Raw genomic sequence first — 15,061 nt, forward strand, 5'->3', positions numbered from 1 at the left:
CAGGTCGATGCCCGTTCCCTACCCCCTCAGTCGCGAGCTCTTGGAGGCGGTCCTGGAGGACCGCACCAGCGACCGTTTCGTCTGCGAATTGATCTGGCCGCGCCTGGGATACGAGCCCGATGGCGCGGGGATCTGGAGCGCCGGCCCAGAGACGGAGGCCAGCTGGCTGGAGTCCTTCCCCACTGAGCCGCAGTTCATTGCCGAGCGTCCAGCCAGCGTGGCCTTAACCCGATCGGTCCCTAAGCCCTTCAAGCAATTGCTGAAGGAGCAGCTGGGTTTCGGGGGCTACAAGATCGGCGGCCTCTATCCCCGCCGGACCCGCCGGGCGACCGCCGTGAATTGGCTGTTGGCCCACTTGGCGCAGCGGGGCGAGCCCCTGCCCGTCAGCGGGCCGATGCCTTCGCTGTTGGATCAACCGGCCGATCCAGTCCAGGGGCATCCGGGCGATCTGCCGATTGCCTGATCCCCAGCTGGTGGGCAGGCAGCGCCAAGACCCACAGGCCGACGATCAACAGCTCCAAGCTCAGGAGCTGCAGGATCCGGCTGGGACTCCCCTCCCGCATGGTCAGGCCTGGATGCTGACGGGCGTTCCTTTGGGTGTGTTCTCAAACAACCAGCGGGCATGGGGGCTGGGAATGCGGATGCAGCCATGGCTGCGGGGCACGCCAAAGGCTTCGTTGGCCTGCTCCTGCCAAGGAGCCCCATGCATGCAGATCATTCCGTTCTGGGTGATGCACATGGCCCAGGGCACATTCGGGGCGACATAGCCCCGGCCGCGCATGGTCACGCTCCGGTACTTGTCGTAGACCTGGCCCACTCCCATCGGTGTGGGTGTGGCGCCTTTGCCACTGCTCACCAGCACCGTGCGAACGAGCTCTTGTTGTTGGTTGTAGACGTAGAGCTTCTGGTCGGAGAGATCGACCACGATCGAGGCAATCAGTTCCACCATCGCGGGAGACCGCCGTCGGGCGGGGGACAGAACACCCTCCCTCTAGCGAGACTCGCCTGGTCTCGTTTTGAGACTAGCGGAAAGATTTTCGCTTCTGCCGGCCTGTAGGGTCGGAATACGGCAGTTGTTGCGATAACTCTTTGGCGTTGCCCGTCGTTGCCATTATTGGCCGCCCCAACGTGGGCAAATCCACGCTTGTGAACCGCCTTTGCCGCAGTCGCGAGGCCATCGTTCACGACGAACCGGGGGTCACCCGCGACCGCACCTATCAACAGGGCTATTGGCGCGACCGCCATTTCAAGGTGGTCGACACCGGCGGCCTGGTGTTCGACGACGACAGTGAATTTCTGCCGGAGATTCGCGAGCAGGCCAACTTGGCCCTCTCGGAAGCCTCCGTCGCGGTCGTCATCGCCGATGGTCAGCAGGGCTTAACCGCGGCCGACGAGTCCATCGCCGAGTGGCTTCGGGGACACAACGTTCCGGTGCTGCTCGCGGTCAACAAATGCGAGTCGCCCGAGGCGGGTCTTGCCATGGCGGCGGAGTTCTGGAGCCTGGGCCTTGGGGAGCCTTACCCGATTTCCGCGATCCACGGTGCGGGGACCGGCGATCTGCTCGACCGGATGGTGGACCACCTGCCCGCCGCCGAGGAGCTGGAGGGGGAAGAGCCGATCCAAATGGCCATCGTTGGCCGCCCCAACGTGGGTAAGTCCAGCCTGCTCAATGCGGTCTGCGGCGAGAAGCGGGCCATCGTCAGCCCGATTCGGGGCACCACCCGGGACACGATCGACACCTCGATCGAGCGGGAAGGGAAGCCCTGGAAATTGCTGGATACCGCCGGCATTCGCCGTCGCCGTTCCGTCAACTACGGGCCGGAGTACTTCGGTATCAACCGCAGCTTCAAAGCGATAGAGCGCGCCGATGTCTGTGTGCTGGTGATCGATGCCCTCGATGGCGTCACCGAGCAGGATCAGCGCCTGGCGGGCCGCATTGAAGAAGAGGGCCGGGCCTGCGTCGTGGTGGTGAACAAGTGGGACGCCATCGAAAAGGACAGCCACACCATGCCGGCCATGGAAAAGGAGCTGCGGGCCAAGCTCTATTTCCTCGATTGGGCGCCCATGCTCTTCACCTCCGCGCTGACCGGTCAGCGGGTGGAAAGCATCTTTGCGATTGCGGCCGTGGCGGTCGAGCAGCACCGCCGCCGGGTCAGCACGTCCGTGGTCAACGAGGTGCTCCGGGAAGCCGTCAGTTGGCGCTCTCCCCCCACCAGCCGCGGCGGTCGCCAAGGCCGGATCTACTACGGCACCCAGGTGGCTGTGCGGCCTCCGAGCTTCACCCTGTTCGTGAACGACCCGAAGTTGTTTGGGGACACTTACCGTCGCTACGTCGAACGGCAAATCCGTGAGGGTCTGGGCTTTGAGGGGTCGCCGCTCAAGTTGTTCTGGCGCGGCAAGCAGCAGCGCGACGCGGAGCGGGATCTGGCTCGGCAGCAGGCCCGGGGACGCTGATCACCTGATCCCGCGTCAGCCCTGATGGATTGGTTGCGGCAGATCCCCATTGGTCAGTACGTCGATGGGACGAGCAGTTGGCTGCGGCTTCTCGATGCCCGCTTGAAGCTGAGCTGGACGGTGGCCTTTTTGCTTACCCCGATCCTGGCCGGCCCCTGGTGGCGCCTGGCCCTGGTCGGCTTGCTGCTGGTGTTCACGGCGTTCAGTGGTCTGCCCTGGCGCCTCTGGCGCCGCACTCTGCCACTGTTGCTCGTGCTCTCGCTCTTGGTGGGGGGCCTGGCCACCACCCTGCCGACGGGATCACTGGCGCCAGCCTCCTTGAACCGGCCGCCCCAGGAGCTGGAGCTCGGGGCGGAACACCAGGGGATGCGTTGGGAGTTGGTGAGGTTGGGGCCGGTTCAACTGGGCCCGCTGCCCTTGGGGCCATTGGTGGTGACCCGCCGCTCAGCGGAGCTGGGGGTCAACAGCGCCACGCTGCTCTTCACGGTGATTCACAGCGCCAACCTGCTGCTGCTGACGACTCCGCCGGAGGAGTTGGTGTGGGGTTTGAGCTGGTGCATGGCTCCCCTGGCTCGCTTGGGGGTCCCCGTGGAGCGCCTCGGCTTCACCTTGCTGCTGGCTCTCCGGTTCCTGCCGCTGGTGCAGGAGGAGTTTCAGAACCTGCTGCGCTCCCTGGCCACCCGTTCGGTCAACCTGCGGCGCTTGGGCTTTCAGGCGTCGGTCGGGCTGGTGTTGGCCCTGGGCGAGCGCCTGCTGGCCAACGTGTTGTTAAGGGCAGAACAGGGTGCGGAAGCCCTTTTGGCTCGGGGTGGTCAGTGGGTCGCGCCCTCGCAGCTGCTGCGGTCTCGCCTGCGGGCGCCCCTGCTTCAGGCCCTGGGCTGGCTCGGGCTGCTGGCGGTGTTGGCGCTGCGCTGGCGCTTCGGTGCGCTTTGATAGACGGTTGGCCGTCCTAGGCGTGTGAGCAACGAGCGCTACCTCAATCACCCCACCTTTGGTCTGCTGTATCGCGTGGCCGAGGCCGGTGAAGGGCGCGAGCTGTACGCCACCCTCTACGCCCAGCGGATGTTTTTCCTGGTGACCGTGCAGGGCCGCAGCGTCGAATTCGAAGTCATTCCCTTGATGGATGCGCGCCATCTCGCCGAGCAAAACCTCAACCGCGCCCGCCGCGAAGGCCCCGAAGTGCATGCGGGCTGGCGAGAATTATTCGATAAGACCTTCATCTAACGATTGGGCCCCTCCCCTGCTGCAGCCCGTCTTCAGGCCCTGAACGAGCAGTTGCCCGTCCACACCCGCCTGCTGGCGGTGAGCAAGGGGCATCCAGCAAGCAGCATCCGCGCCTTGGCTGAAGCCGGGCAGCGCAGTTTTGGTGAGAGCCGCCTGCAAGAGGCGACGGCCAAGCAGCAGGAGCTGGCCGATCTCGACGGGTTGGATTGGCATTTCATTGGTCGTCTTCAGGCCAACAAGGTGCGGCCAGTCCTCAAGCAATTCAGCGTGGTTCACTCCGTGGATTCCCTGGCCTTGGCCGAGCGGGTCTCACGGATTGCCGGTGAGGAGGGGCTCCGTCCCGCGGTCTTTCTGCAGGTGAAATTGCGCCCAGATCCGAACAAAGGGGGGCTCTCCGCTGATGCATTGGAGCAGGAATGGCCGCGGCTTCAGCAGCTCCCCAACCTGCGGATTGTGGGTCTGATGACCATGGCGCCCCTGGGGTTGGAGGCGCCTCAACGGCAGGTCCTTTTTGCGGAGTGTTCGGCTCTCGCGCAGCGTTTAGGGCTGCCGGAATTGTCGATGGGAATGAGTGGCGATTGGCCCGAGGCGGCTGCCGCCGGGAGCACCTGGGTGCGGGTGGGCTCAGCCCTGTTTGGTCCGAAGCCTTGAAACCAGCAAAAAAGCCAACAATGATTCGCTGAAACCCTTGTCAGCACACGCGTGGGACGCTATCTAAGTCAAAAGCCCAATCCGAGGTTTCACGGTGTCGTTGTTCTCCCGCCTGCGTGCAGTTGTCTCTGGAGACGATTACCTCGACGGTTACGACGATGAGGATCTGGATTACGACCAGGGCGACATGCCTGAAACCAGCGGTTCGACCCCCTCTGGTGCACTCGCGCTGACCAGCGATTTCGATGCCGTTGATCCCTTCGCGGGCAGCAACGTGATCGGCATGCCTGGGATCTCCACCTCGGCGGCGGAAGTCACCTTGATGGAGCCCCGCAGCTTCGACGAGATGCCCCGCGCGATTCAGGCCCTGCGCGAGCGCAAGACCGTGATCCTCAATCTCACGATGATGGAGCCCGACCAGGCTCAGCGTGCGGTGGACTTCGTGGCGGGCGGCACCTTCGCCATCGATGGCCATCAAGAGCGCGTCGGCGAAAGCATCTTCCTGTTCGCCCCCAGCTGCGTCACCGTGACCAGCGCCGGTAGCGAGGAAGCTTCGGCTCCCACCGTCGTCTCCCGCGAGAGCGTTGACGAGCCCCAGGACATCGCCCCCACCCCCGCTTGGGGCCGTGAGTACGGCGCGAACGTCGGTTGAGCACCACCTCCCCCACCACCTTTGGGGTGATTGGCCTGGGCCGTATGGCCCAGGCTTTGCTGTTTCCATGGCTCGAGAGCGGTCTGGTGCAACGCACGGCCGTCCGTGCCGTGGTCGCGTCTGAGGCTTCGGCCCAGCGGCTCCAGGGCGAGAACCTGCGGGTGAGTGTCGATGGCCAAGAGGCCTGGGCCGCTCCCGTGGTTCTGCTGGCGGTCAAACCGCAACAGCTCGACGCCGTGGCGTCCGCAGCACCCGCTCCCGCGCCGGGGACGTTGCCCCTCTTGGTTTCTGTGTTGGCGGGGGTGAAGCTCGAGCGCCTGCAGCGGCTCTTCCCCGGCTGGCGGGTGGTGCGCTCGGTGCCCAACACCCCCTGCTTGGTCCGCGCTGGCCTGACGGCATTGGCCTGGGGCGAGGGTGTGGATGCGCAGCAGAAGCGCTGGTTGCTGGAGCTGTTCGCCCAGGTCGGCGAGGTGCTCGAGCTGCCGGAAACCCAGTTGGATGCCTTTTTGGCGCTGACCTCCTCCGGACCGGCCTTTGTGGCTCTGGTGGCTGAAGCGATGGCCGATGGTGCCGTGGCGTCCGGCCTGCCTCGGGCGCAGGCCCTGCATTTGGCCCATCGCACATTGGCGGGCACGGCGGCGCTGTTGCACGAGCAGCAGCTGCACCCTGGCCAGCTCAAGGACATGGTGACCAGCCCGGGAGGCACCACCATTGCCGGGGTCCGCGCCCTTGAGCGCGCGGGTCTGCGGTCGGCCTTGATCGAGGCTGTTGTTGCGGCCGCTGAGCGCAGCCGCGCCCTGGGCTAGGCCTCTTTTTTCTTGTCCCCCAGGCGGGGCTCGGTGCCCGCAGTGATCCGGCTCAGGTTGCTGCGGTGGCGCCAGATCACCAGCACGGCGCTGACGATCGAGAGGCTGAGGTAGGCCGGACGGACAGCTTCGCCGAGGGAGGCGAAGCGCGCCAGCATCAGCAGCGGCAGGCTCAGGGCGGCGAGCACGCTCGAGAGGGAGACGATGCGGCTGACGCTGATCACCGTCAGGAAGACCCCGAAGCAGGCCAGGCCGACGGGCCAGGTCAGGCCCAGCAGCATCCCCAATCCGGTCGCCACGGCCTTGCCCCCACGCCAGCCCAGCCAGATGGGCCAGATGTGGCCGGCCAATGCTGCCAAACCTGCGGCGACCACCCACCAATCACTCAGGGCGTTGTAGCCATCGGGTTGGAGTAGGGCTTTGGCCAGAAGCACCGCGGCGGTGCCCTTCAGCACATCGATCAGGAACACCACCAAAGCGGGGCCCTTGCCGATTTGGCGCAGGACGTTCGTGGCTCCGGTGGAGCCGGAGCCCAGGGTGCGGATGTCGACGTCTTTGAGCCAACGCCCCGCCAGGTAGCCGCTGGGGAAGGACCCGAGGAGATAGGCCAGCACCAGGGTGAAGAGTGGCGCCATCAAAAAGTCGGTCACAGCAGGTCATCCTCTAGGGCGAGTTCGGTGGGGCTGCCGGCAAAGGCCAGCCAGACTGGGAATTGCAGGATCGGCACTTCGACGGCGGGCTCGGCCGCATCGACGACGATGAAGGGGAGTTCGCCGCGCTCCTCGAGGCGATCGGCCCGCTCAATGAGGGCATCGGCGCGCTCAAAGAGGACGATGCCGCTGCTGGGTCCGAAGTCTTCGCGGTTCAGGCCCAGGCAATCCTGCAGGCCGCGGCGCCATTCCCCGAGTCGCTCCGGCATGCCCGCCAGCACCAAGGTTTGGAAGCGCTCGCCGTAGAGCTCGCCCAGGATCGAGATGGCGGCGGCGGTGGTCAGGGCATTGCGGTTGCGGCTGCCGCAGCTGGGCTGGGCGCCCCGGCCGCCTTGGCCGAGGAACCAGTCCTCGAGGAGGGCCGCGCCGCCGGGCTCCAGGCTCCGGCGCAGCTTCCAGGGATCCGCATAGAAATCGGCCTGCCCTTGGAAGCTCTCGAGGCGATCGCGAATCAGGACTTCGTCATTGCTGAAGAGCCCCGCGGGTGCCTGTGCCGGGGCTTCCACCACGGCGGCGGCTTGCGCTTCGGCGGCGGCCGCTTGATCGAGGGGGGAGGGCTGAACCACAAGCGGTTGCACCACTAGCTCCATCTGTTCGGCGGACACCGCCAGCTCCTGGAGTGCTCCGACCAGATAGTCCTGGAACCCCTTCACCCGCCGGGCGATGGAGTCGGATTGGCCGGCAAAGCTGCTGTTGATTTCCTCCTGGAGGGCATCGCGGCGGCTCGTGAGCTCGCTGATCTCCTGTTGGAGCGCCTCGCGCTGCTGACGCAGTTCGCTGGTGGCGAGCTCCTTCCAGTCGTCGGGCTGGGGTGCTGTGGAGTTGGTGGCGTCTTCGCTCATGGCTGGGCGCTCACGTGACGGTTGAGCTGCTCGCGCAGGCTTGTGGCATCAAACAACACCGGCAGGAAGTGAATGCTCTGCTGTTCACGGAAATAGAACAGCACGGGGACGGGCCCCCAGAACACCGTCCAAGTCAGCCATTCGCTGTAGGGGAAACGGCGCAGGACGGTGTCGCCGCGCCAGACGATCAGGGCATCGCCGCAGAACTGCAAACGCAGGATCTGGCTCTGGATCAGCAGGAAGAGCCCAAAGACGCTCACCAGGGCAGCGGCCCAGAGATTGATCAGTAGGCAGGCCAGGCCCAAGGCGAGGACGCCGATGGGCACCCAGACCCTTGGCGCCAGGATCGCGCCCTGCTCTGGGTTGGGGCCCGCGCCGGTCACGGTTGAAGGGCTCATGAGCCGAAGAGCAATTGGGTCAAGACGACGTCCATCAGGGAGACGGTCACCAAGATCATGACCACTGCACCGGTGGTGCTGGTGCCCACTTCCTTGGGGCCCCCCCGGGTGGTTAAGCCCCAGCCGCAGGCGATGACGGCAATTTGCAGGCCGAAGACCCCGGCCTTCAGCAGCATCGCCGGAAGATCAGAGGGCTGCATCCAGCCCCGCACCGAGGTCCAGAAGACGTCCGGCGGGATGTTGTAGAGGATGGCGCTGCTGACCTGACCCGACCAGATCGCCACCCCGAAGAAGGCCAGGCATTGGACCGGGGTCATCACGACCATCGCCAGCAGGCGCGGAACTACGAGGTACTGGACCGGGTCGGTGCGCAGCATCGTGATCGCATCGATCTGTTCGGTGACTTTCATCGTCCCCAGCTGCGCGGCGTAGGCCGTGGCGACCTTCCCGGTCACCAGGGTGGCGGTGAGGATCGGCGCAATTTCCCGGGCCAATCCCAGGGCAAGAATCCCGCCCACGGTGGATCCGGCCCCTTGTTTGACCAGTTCCGAGGCGGCTTGGATGTTGAACACCGTGCCGGCCGCCAGGCCGGTGATCAGGATGATCAGGAAGCTGCCGGGGCCGGCCTCCATCAATTCCACGATCAGGTCGTTGGGGTTGATCTGGCCCTTGGCCAGGGCCGAGACCGCTTGGCCTCCAATCAGCAAACTCTCGCCCAGGCGAGTGAGCCAGCGGGGGCGAAGCCAGGCGGGGAGGCGACGGGCGGGCATGGAACGTTGAGCTAGCTGGCGGGGGACTGACCTTGAAGGTGGAGGCCCCTCTCCGGCCAGCGGCGCGTCACCACCAAGCCAAGAACCACCAACACTGCGGGAATGATGCCCATGCACAGCCGGATCGCCACCAGGGCACTGGTGGGTTGGGCGGTATTCGCCAGGGCTTCGTCGTAGCCGCTGGCGCTCAGAACCATGCCCAACAGGGCGATCACGGCACTGATGCAGACCTTCTGGGCCAGGACCATCCAGGCGGTGTATTGGCCGGCCGGCTTCTCCGGATCGGCGTCAATGGCATCCGGCAAGAGGGACCAGGGGATCAGATAGGCGGTGGAGGCTCCCACCCCGGCCAGAACGATGGAAAGCAGCAACAGGATCAGCTTGAACAGATTGCTGGCGGCCAGGACTGGCAGGGCCGGGTTCAGTGGCTGCAGCACCATCACCAGCAGGCAGCCGGCAATCCAAAGCAGCCCGCCTTGGCGCAGGGCTTGAAGGCGTCCAGCCCGGTGGGAGACGGTGTTCCAGAGCCAGAGACCCCCGAGGGAGCTGAGCAGGAAGGGCAGCAGGATCAGCTTGCTGAGCCCTTCGGGGACCTGGAGCACCACCGGCAGGAAGAAGAGGGAGACCGCTTGCATCAGCTGCAGGGAGCACCACAGCAGGAGGTAGAGGCCCAACACCATCAGGAAGCGGCCGTTCTGGGCCACCCGCCGGAGCAGCTTGCGGGTTGTGCCTGGGGTGGGTTCTGGCCGTTGGCAGTTGCGCGCAGAAGGCAGCAGGCCCCAGCCGCAGAGCAGGCCGGAGGCGCTGATGATCACGCCGGAGACCAGGCCGACGGGTAAGTACGAGGAGGGGTCACCCAGGTTCCCGACGAGCACCCCAGCGAGCAGGGCCGCGGTGATCGTGGCCAGGATCGAACCGGTGAAGCGCGAGGTGTTGAGCCGGGTGCGCAGGCCGACGTCGGTCGTCAGTTCGGCGGCGAGGGCTGTATAGGGCAGGTTGACGCAGGTGTAGAGGCTGTTGGCGACGACCGAGACCACCAGGAACACCCAGAACTTGGTCCAGACGCTCTCCCAGGGGGGAAGCCACCACATCAGAGCCATCGAGGCCCCCAGGGGAACGGCGCTCCAGAGGATCCAGGGGAGACGGGGGCCGAGCTTGGCGTTGACGGTCTTGTCGCTCAACCAGCCGACGATCGGATCATTGACGGCATCCCAGAGCCGTCCAAGTCCATAGGCCAGACCCGCCAGCCAGGGGGGGAGTCCCGCTGCGACGTAAAAGCGCAGCAGATAGAAACCGATGAGGGAGGCGCCCATGCCGGTGCCCACGTCTCCGAGTCCATAGGCCCAAAGCAAACGCTGCCGAGGGCGGCCGCGCAGATCGGCGGCATCGCTAGGGGCTTGAGGCGTGGCGGCCAAGGACGCTGTCCCGAACGCAGGTCATAATGCTCTAGTCAGCGCGAAAGCCGTTCCGCTGACGCTCAGCACCAGACGCCCTAGTGCGTTTGTACTGCTGCGGGCTTAGTTTAGTGGTAAAACCTCAGCCTTCCAAGCTGATGATGCGGGTTCGATTCCCGCAGCCCGCTTCGTTTAGAAGCAGCTCTGCTCCACCAAGAGCACCAGGCTGCGGCTCTTCAGGACCTGTGCTGGACCGCTCCAGGGCTGAGGTTCTGCCGGCGCAGCATCGGCCTCTCCGGTGTTGACGACCTGGAGCCAACCGCGACCCGCCTTGGGCACTTCGAAGCGCAGGTCCTCGGAGTAGGCGTTCATGCCGCACCAGACCAGGGGGCCGCGTTGGCGATCATTCAGGCTCCAGGCCAGGGTGTGGGACCAGCTGGCCCAGTCCGGTTGCCCGAGTTTGGGGCCATGCCACTGGCGAATCAGGTGTCCTGGTTGATCGAAGCGGGGTGACTTGGCTTCCGCGTGGGGCACCTCCGGGTTGAACAAATCCGCCCAGTGGTGGCGAATTTGAACGAGGCGTTGCAGGAACTGCTTGAGGGCGAGATCGTCAGCATCCGGCGCCCAATGCATCCAGCCGAGGATGTTGTTTTGGCACCAGGTGTTGTTGTTGCCGCCTTGGCTGCGGCGCACCTCATCGCCCATCAGCAGCATCGGCACCCCTGGGGCCAGCAGCAGTGAGGCCAACAGGTTGCGCAGTTGCCGGTTCCGCAGCGCCTGGATTGCGGGGTCACTGCAGGGGCCCTCTGCGCCGTGATTCCAGTTGTTGTTGTGGTTATCCCCGTCGCGGTTGTCCTCGCCGTTGGCCAGGTTGTGTTTGCCGCCGTAGCTGACGAGATCGCTCAGGGTGTAGCCGTCATGGGCGGTGAGGAAGGTGACGCTGCGGCCGAGCGCCGCCGGTTGCCCCCCGAAGAGATCCGGACTGCCGCTCAGCCTTTGTCCCATCGCCCAGCAGCTCTTGTCATCCCCTTTCCAGAAGCGGCGGACGTCATCGCGGAAGCGTCCGTTCCAGCTGCCAATCCGCTTGGCGGGGAAATCAGCGAGTCGGTAGAGCCCGCCGCAGTCCCAGGGCTCACTCACCAACTTCAGATCGGAGAGTTCCGGATCGGCTTCGATCTCTTCAAACAGTGGTGGTTTGTCCAGGGGGGCCAGTTCTTCGCCGCGGCTGAGGGCGATGCCGAGGTCGAAGCGGAAGCCGTCGACACCGAGCTCGAGGGCCCAGCAGCGCATGGATTCGAGGATCAGGCGCCGCACCAGGGGGCGGTTGGCGGCGATGGAGTTGCCGCAGCCGCTGACATCGAGGTAATCCCCCTTGGCGTTCTGGTGGTAGTAGAGGCGGTCGTCGATGCCGCGCCAGCTCAGGGTTGGGCCGGCTTGGTTGCCCTCGCAGGTGTGGTTGTAGACCACATCCACCAGGACCTCAAGACCGGCTTGATGGCAGGCGGTCACCAGTTGGCGCACCTGATGGCGGATCTGCAGGGGATCGTCTCCCTGCTGGTAGCCGTGGTGGGGTGCAAGCCAACTCAAGGGGCTGTAGCCCCAGTAGTTCATCCGCCCTTCCGGCGCGTCATGGGGGTCGAAGGCCATCACGGGCAGCAGTTCGACCGTGGTGATGCCGAGCTCCTTGAGATAAGGAATCAGTTCGATCAGCCCCAGGTAGGTGCCCTGGGCCTCCGGGCTGACGGGGCTGCCCTGTCCGCGGCTGAAGCCCCCCACATGCAGTTCGTAGATGAGGGTCCGCTGCCAGCTGTGGCGCGGCCGCGGTGCAGCGCTGAAATCAAAGCGATCCCGCTCGGTCACCACCCCCTTGAGGCACTTCGCCGTGTTCGGCATGCCTCCGAGGGCATCGGTGCGCTGGTAGACGTCCCACCCCGTGATGGCGCGGGCGCAGGGGTCCAGCAGCAACTTGGAGGGGTTGTAGCCGTGTTGCCCCGGTTGGAGGGGGCCGAAGACCCGGTAGGCGTAGCAGCAGCCAATGCCGACGCCTTCCACCTCGACGTGCCAGATGTCCCCGGAGCGGTGGTGCTGGCTGCTCAGCTCAACGGTGTGCTCGGGTTCGCTGGCGTTCCCATCGCGGAACAGCAACAGCTCGATCCGGCTGGCGCTAGGGGCGGCCAGGGAGAAGTTCACCCCCCTGGAGGTGGCTTGCGCCCCCAGGGGCCAGGGCTGTCCGAGGTGGATCGAAGCCAACGGATCCTGCGGGCTGCTGCCACAAACTAAAGGTGGTCGAGCGGATGCGCCCTGTCATGAGTGAGCAGAAATCCCAGCCGGCTGCATCCGGTTTGGTCTTTGCAGAGCCTTTGCCGGATGGGCGCCCGCCCCGCCAGGTCCTGGAGGATCTCTGGTTGTTTGCCCCCAACCGCGAAACGCTGGGCGGTTCGGCCTGGTGGCTGGAGACCCCGGATTTGGAGGGCTGTTCTGGCCTCCTGATCGATTGTCCGGGTCTGAGCGAGGCGAACTTGGACTTCCTCAAGCAGCGCGGCCCAGGTCGCCTGGTCTTGACCAGCCGGGATGGCCACGGGCGCACGCGTCGCTTCCAAGACGCGTTGGGCTGGCCGGTGTCCCTGCAGGAGCAGGAGGCCTACCTCCTCCCCAACGTGGCGGGACTTGAACCGTTCGGCTCTGAGCACTCCCTCGGCCCCGGTTACCACCTGCGTTGGACCCCTGGCCCCACGCCCGGCAGCGCTGTTCTTCTCGCCGATCGGGCCTTGAACGGCGCGCCCTTGCTGTTCTGCGGGCGGCTTCTCAGCCCTGTGGCTGAAGGTCAAGCCCGTCCCTTGCGTACCCGCCGCTCGTTCCATTGGGGGCGCTGGCTGCGCAGTCTTGAGGCCCTGAAGGACTGGTTGCCGAGCTCCGCTCCGGTCGCTTTGGCGAGCGGGGCTGGCCTCGGGGCCCTGCGCGGCGAGGCCCTCATCGCCGACGCTCAGAAGCAGTTGGAGGCCTTGGATTGGGCGGCTTTAGAGGGCCAGGACCCCCTCTAGAAGACGGCTCGTCCGGGCACAAATGGGCGCAAAAGCGCTGATTTCGGCAGCAAATGTGGCAAAAACGGCATGGGAAAAGGGCTTTTGAGGTTGCCGCTCCTTGCCAACCCCCATACCATTGGCGCGCTGAAACCAGTGGTGGCGGGGCTTTCTCACTCCGCCCTGCTGCTACTGAGCCCAGAGGCTTCCATTCCGATGAACAAAGCTGACCTCGTCAATCTCGTGGCTGCTCGCACCGAGTTGACCAAGACCGACGTGGCCCAGGTGGTCGACGCGGCTATCGACACCATCATCGATTCGGTTGTCGAAGGCAAAAAGGTGTCGATCCTCGGCTTCGGCTCCTTCGAGCCCCGCGAGCGCTCCGCCCGTCAAGGCCTGAACCCCAAGACCGGCCAAAAGATCAAGATCCCCGCGAAGCGCGTGCCTGCTTTCACCGCCGGCAAGCTGTTCAAGGATCGCGTTCAGGGCTGATCACGCCTCATCCACTCGCGATGTAGACCAGAGGGCGGCCTTCGGGCCGCCCTTTTGCATGTCAGGGTTCACGATGACTGACCTGCTTCCGCATCACCTCCGGTCCCTGCAGGCCGAGGTTGCTGATCTGCGGGCATCGTCTCGCCGTGGTCGCTATGCCCCCTCTCCGACGGGGCGGCTGCATCTGGGCAATCTGCGCACGGCCCTGCTGTCCTGGCTGATCACGCGGCTCCAGGGTGGGGAGTGGTTGCTGCGCATCGACGATCTCGATACGCCGCGCAACCGCCCCGGCGCGGAAGCCAGCATCCAAGAGGACCTGCGTTGGCTGGGGTTGCTTTGGGACGGGCCAGTGCTGCGCCAGAGCGAACGCCGTGGTCTCTACGCGACGGTCCTTTCGGCGCTGCGTCGCAGTGGTCAGCTTTACCCCTGCCGCTGCAGCCGCCGGATGTTGGCGGATGTCTCGGCCCCCCATGGCCGATCGGGGGTCTACCCCGGTTTCTGCAGATCCCTGGCTCCCCGTTGGGGCCTGGAGGATGAACGCCTGCCGAGTTGGCGGCTTCGCCTTGAGCCGGGCCGGCTCCGCTGGCAGGAAGAGCTGGGTCCTGAGGGTTGCTTAGACGGCCCTCAGGAGGTGGGCGACGTGGTCTTGCGCCGGGCGGATGGCTTCTTGGCCTATCACCTGGCGACCGCGGTCGATGAGTGGGCTCTCGGCATCGCTGATGTTGTGCGCGGCCTCGATCTCTGGCCGGCCACCGGACCGCAGGTCGCTGTTCTCGAGCGCCTGGGCCTTGAGCCGCCCCGCTATTGGCACCTGCCCCTCTGGATGGACGGCCAGGGCCAGCGCCTCTCCAAGCGCGATGGCGGCCAGGGTCTTGCCGACTGGCAGGCCGAGGGACTGGGGCCCAATGCCGTGATTGGTCGCCTGGCCGCTTCCCTGGATCTGGTTCCAGAGGGCGCTGAGCTCAGTGCTCAGGAGCTTCTGCAGCAGTGCCAGTTGGAGCCCTTACGGCAGCGCTTGATCCAGCCCAGGGCGGAGTCTTAAGGATCCCTTTGGGATCGAATTCACTTGTTGCGACCAGAGTGAGTCCATCACCAGGAGCGGCCCATGGCCAGGTCCGAGGAGCGGGGAAACAAAACCGGGAAACAGGGCGCTCAGCCCTGTTCCTGTTGTGGCGGCAGCGGGATTCAGCGCAGCCAAACCGCCGGGTATCGCACGTGTTTGCAGTGCGTTGGTCAGGGCACAGTCCTGGTGATCAACGCTTCGTCTTCTGCCGCCAGATGAAGAACGCCGTCGTGGCCACAACCGCCAACAAGGGGGTGGCGGTCAGCAGGAGCAGAGCGAGGGAGGTCCAGTCGGTGTACATCGCGGCCAAGGCGCAAGCGGCGCCCATCCTCTCAGGCGCTCTGTTCGTTTTGAACTGTTGCTTGGCCTTGGCTTCTGCCCAGGCTGGTGTGGTCTTTGACGACTGTCAGCCAACGCCAGATGGGGGGGTGACCTGCAACACCCGGCCGACCGGAAACACGCTGCTGGATGACGAGGCGGCCCGCTACGGCCTGTTCAACGAAGCCAGTCCCGGCTGGGCTGAATACGACCCGTATCAGGGCTACGACGACATGTTCGGCGGCAACGAGACCTGATCAGTCCCAG

At 65.5% G+C, this 15,061-nt stretch carries 19 protein-coding genes and 1 tRNA gene; 12 read left to right on the forward strand and 8 right to left on the reverse strand.

What is annotated here, in order from left to right:
* The first annotated feature begins 7 nt into the window (after positions 1–7).
* Complete coding sequence (locus H0O22_RS12290; RefSeq protein ID WP_185186909.1) at positions 8–463, forward strand: DUF1823 family protein; 456 nt, start codon at positions 8–10, stop codon at positions 461–463.
* Positions 464–565: 102 nt separating this feature from the next.
* Here the strand turns inward: H0O22_RS12290 and H0O22_RS12295 are convergent, their stop codons facing one another.
* Entirely contained in the window at positions 566–949 is a 384-nt protein-coding gene (locus tag H0O22_RS12295; protein ID WP_185186910.1) for a L,D-transpeptidase, read from the reverse strand.
* Between the two features lie 140 nt (positions 950–1,089).
* Here H0O22_RS12295 and der point away from each other — a divergent pair, with 140 nt between their 5' ends.
* The 6 genes from der (at position 1,090) to proC (ending at position 5,787) form a co-directional block, all read left to right on the forward strand.
* Positions 1,090–2,454, forward strand: a complete 1,365-nt coding sequence (gene der / locus H0O22_RS12300; RefSeq protein WP_185186911.1) for a ribosome biogenesis GTPase Der — start codon at positions 1,090–1,092, stop codon at positions 2,452–2,454.
* 24 nt (positions 2,455–2,478) lie between these two features.
* Positions 2,479–3,387 carry an energy-coupling factor transporter transmembrane protein EcfT gene (locus H0O22_RS12305; RefSeq protein WP_185186912.1) on the forward strand — a complete coding sequence of 303 codons (909 nt, stop codon included), beginning with the start codon at positions 2,479–2,481 and terminating at the stop codon, positions 3,385–3,387.
* A 24-nt stretch (positions 3,388–3,411) separates the two neighbouring features.
* Positions 3,412–3,678, forward strand: a complete 267-nt coding sequence (locus H0O22_RS12310; protein ID WP_185186913.1) for a PipX family protein — start codon at positions 3,412–3,414, stop codon at positions 3,676–3,678.
* Positions 3,679–3,681: 3 nt separating this feature from the next.
* A complete protein-coding gene (locus H0O22_RS12315; RefSeq protein ID WP_185186914.1) occupies positions 3,682–4,329 on the forward strand; it encodes a YggS family pyridoxal phosphate-dependent enzyme in 648 nt (215 codons plus the stop codon).
* A gap of 94 nt (positions 4,330–4,423) precedes the next feature.
* The gene (locus H0O22_RS12320) at positions 4,424–4,981 is read left to right on the forward strand and encodes a cell division protein SepF (protein ID WP_185186915.1); all 558 of its coding nucleotides are present in this window, start codon (positions 4,424–4,426) and stop codon (positions 4,979–4,981) included.
* Entirely contained in the window at positions 4,978–5,787 is an 810-nt protein-coding gene (proC, locus tag H0O22_RS12325) for a pyrroline-5-carboxylate reductase (protein WP_185186916.1), read from the forward strand. Before H0O22_RS12320 ends, proC begins: the two co-directional genes overlap by 4 nt.
* Here the strand turns inward: proC and plsY are convergent.
* From plsY to H0O22_RS12350, 5 genes are read right to left on the reverse strand one after another with little or no spacing between them, the layout of a single operon-like run.
* Entirely contained in the window at positions 5,784–6,422 is a 639-nt protein-coding gene (gene plsY / locus H0O22_RS12330; RefSeq protein ID WP_185186917.1) for a glycerol-3-phosphate 1-O-acyltransferase PlsY, read from the reverse strand. The two genes, proC and plsY, sit on opposite strands and share 4 nt — an antisense overlap.
* Before the next feature lie 11 nt (positions 6,423–6,433).
* Complete coding sequence (locus tag H0O22_RS12335; RefSeq protein WP_185186918.1) at positions 6,434–7,339, reverse strand: DUF3086 domain-containing protein; 906 nt, start codon at positions 7,337–7,339, stop codon at positions 6,434–6,436.
* Positions 7,336–7,737, reverse strand: coding sequence for a DUF3119 family protein (locus H0O22_RS12340; RefSeq protein WP_255439324.1), 402 nt, complete (start codon positions 7,735–7,737; stop codon positions 7,336–7,338). Before H0O22_RS12340 ends, H0O22_RS12335 begins: the two co-directional genes overlap by 4 nt.
* On the reverse strand, positions 7,734–8,507 hold the full coding sequence (locus H0O22_RS12345) for an ABC transporter permease (RefSeq protein WP_185186919.1): 774 nt from the start codon (positions 8,505–8,507) through the stop codon (positions 7,734–7,736). Before H0O22_RS12345 ends, H0O22_RS12340 begins: the two co-directional genes overlap by 4 nt.
* An 11-nt stretch (positions 8,508–8,518) precedes the next feature.
* Positions 8,519–9,859, reverse strand: a complete 1,341-nt coding sequence (locus H0O22_RS12350; protein WP_185188436.1) for an MFS transporter — start codon at positions 9,857–9,859, stop codon at positions 8,519–8,521.
* Positions 9,860–10,018: 159 nt separating this feature from the next.
* Between H0O22_RS12350 and H0O22_RS12355 the strand changes: the two genes are divergently transcribed.
* Positions 10,019–10,089, forward strand: a tRNA-Gly gene (locus tag H0O22_RS12355).
* A 4-nt stretch (positions 10,090–10,093) separates the two neighbouring features.
* Here H0O22_RS12355 and H0O22_RS12360 read toward each other — a convergent pair.
* Positions 10,094–12,151 carry a glycogen-debranching protein gene (locus tag H0O22_RS12360; RefSeq protein ID WP_185186920.1) on the reverse strand — a complete coding sequence of 686 codons (2,058 nt, stop codon included), beginning with the start codon at positions 12,149–12,151 and terminating at the stop codon, positions 10,094–10,096.
* 56 nt (positions 12,152–12,207) lie between these two features.
* Here H0O22_RS12360 and H0O22_RS12365 point away from each other — a divergent pair, with 56 nt between their 5' ends.
* The 3 genes from H0O22_RS12365 (at position 12,208) to gluQRS (ending at position 14,455) form a co-directional block, all read left to right on the forward strand.
* Entirely contained in the window at positions 12,208–12,942 is a 735-nt protein-coding gene (locus H0O22_RS12365) for an MBL fold metallo-hydrolase (protein ID WP_185186921.1), read from the forward strand.
* Positions 12,943–13,137: 195 nt separating this feature from the next.
* Complete coding sequence (locus tag H0O22_RS12370) at positions 13,138–13,413, forward strand: HU family DNA-binding protein (RefSeq protein ID WP_010315164.1); 276 nt, start codon at positions 13,138–13,140, stop codon at positions 13,411–13,413.
* Between the two features lie 73 nt (positions 13,414–13,486).
* On the forward strand, positions 13,487–14,455 hold the full coding sequence (gene gluQRS, locus H0O22_RS12375) for a tRNA glutamyl-Q(34) synthetase GluQRS (RefSeq protein ID WP_185186922.1): 969 nt from the start codon (positions 13,487–13,489) through the stop codon (positions 14,453–14,455).
* A 211-nt stretch (positions 14,456–14,666) separates the two neighbouring features.
* Here the strand turns inward: gluQRS and H0O22_RS12380 are convergent, their stop codons facing one another.
* Complete coding sequence (locus H0O22_RS12380) at positions 14,667–14,804, reverse strand: hypothetical protein (RefSeq protein WP_185188460.1); 138 nt, start codon at positions 14,802–14,804, stop codon at positions 14,667–14,669.
* Positions 14,805–14,844: 40 nt separating this feature from the next.
* Between H0O22_RS12380 and H0O22_RS12385 the strand changes: the two genes are divergently transcribed.
* A complete protein-coding gene (locus H0O22_RS12385; protein WP_370521452.1) occupies positions 14,845–15,051 on the forward strand; it encodes a hypothetical protein in 207 nt (68 codons plus the stop codon).
* Positions 15,052–15,061 lie beyond the last annotated feature (10 nt).

The sequence above is a fragment of the Synechococcus sp. LTW-R genome, from assembly GCF_014217875.1.
Lineage (GTDB): Bacteria > Cyanobacteriota > Cyanobacteriia > PCC-6307 > Cyanobiaceae > Vulcanococcus.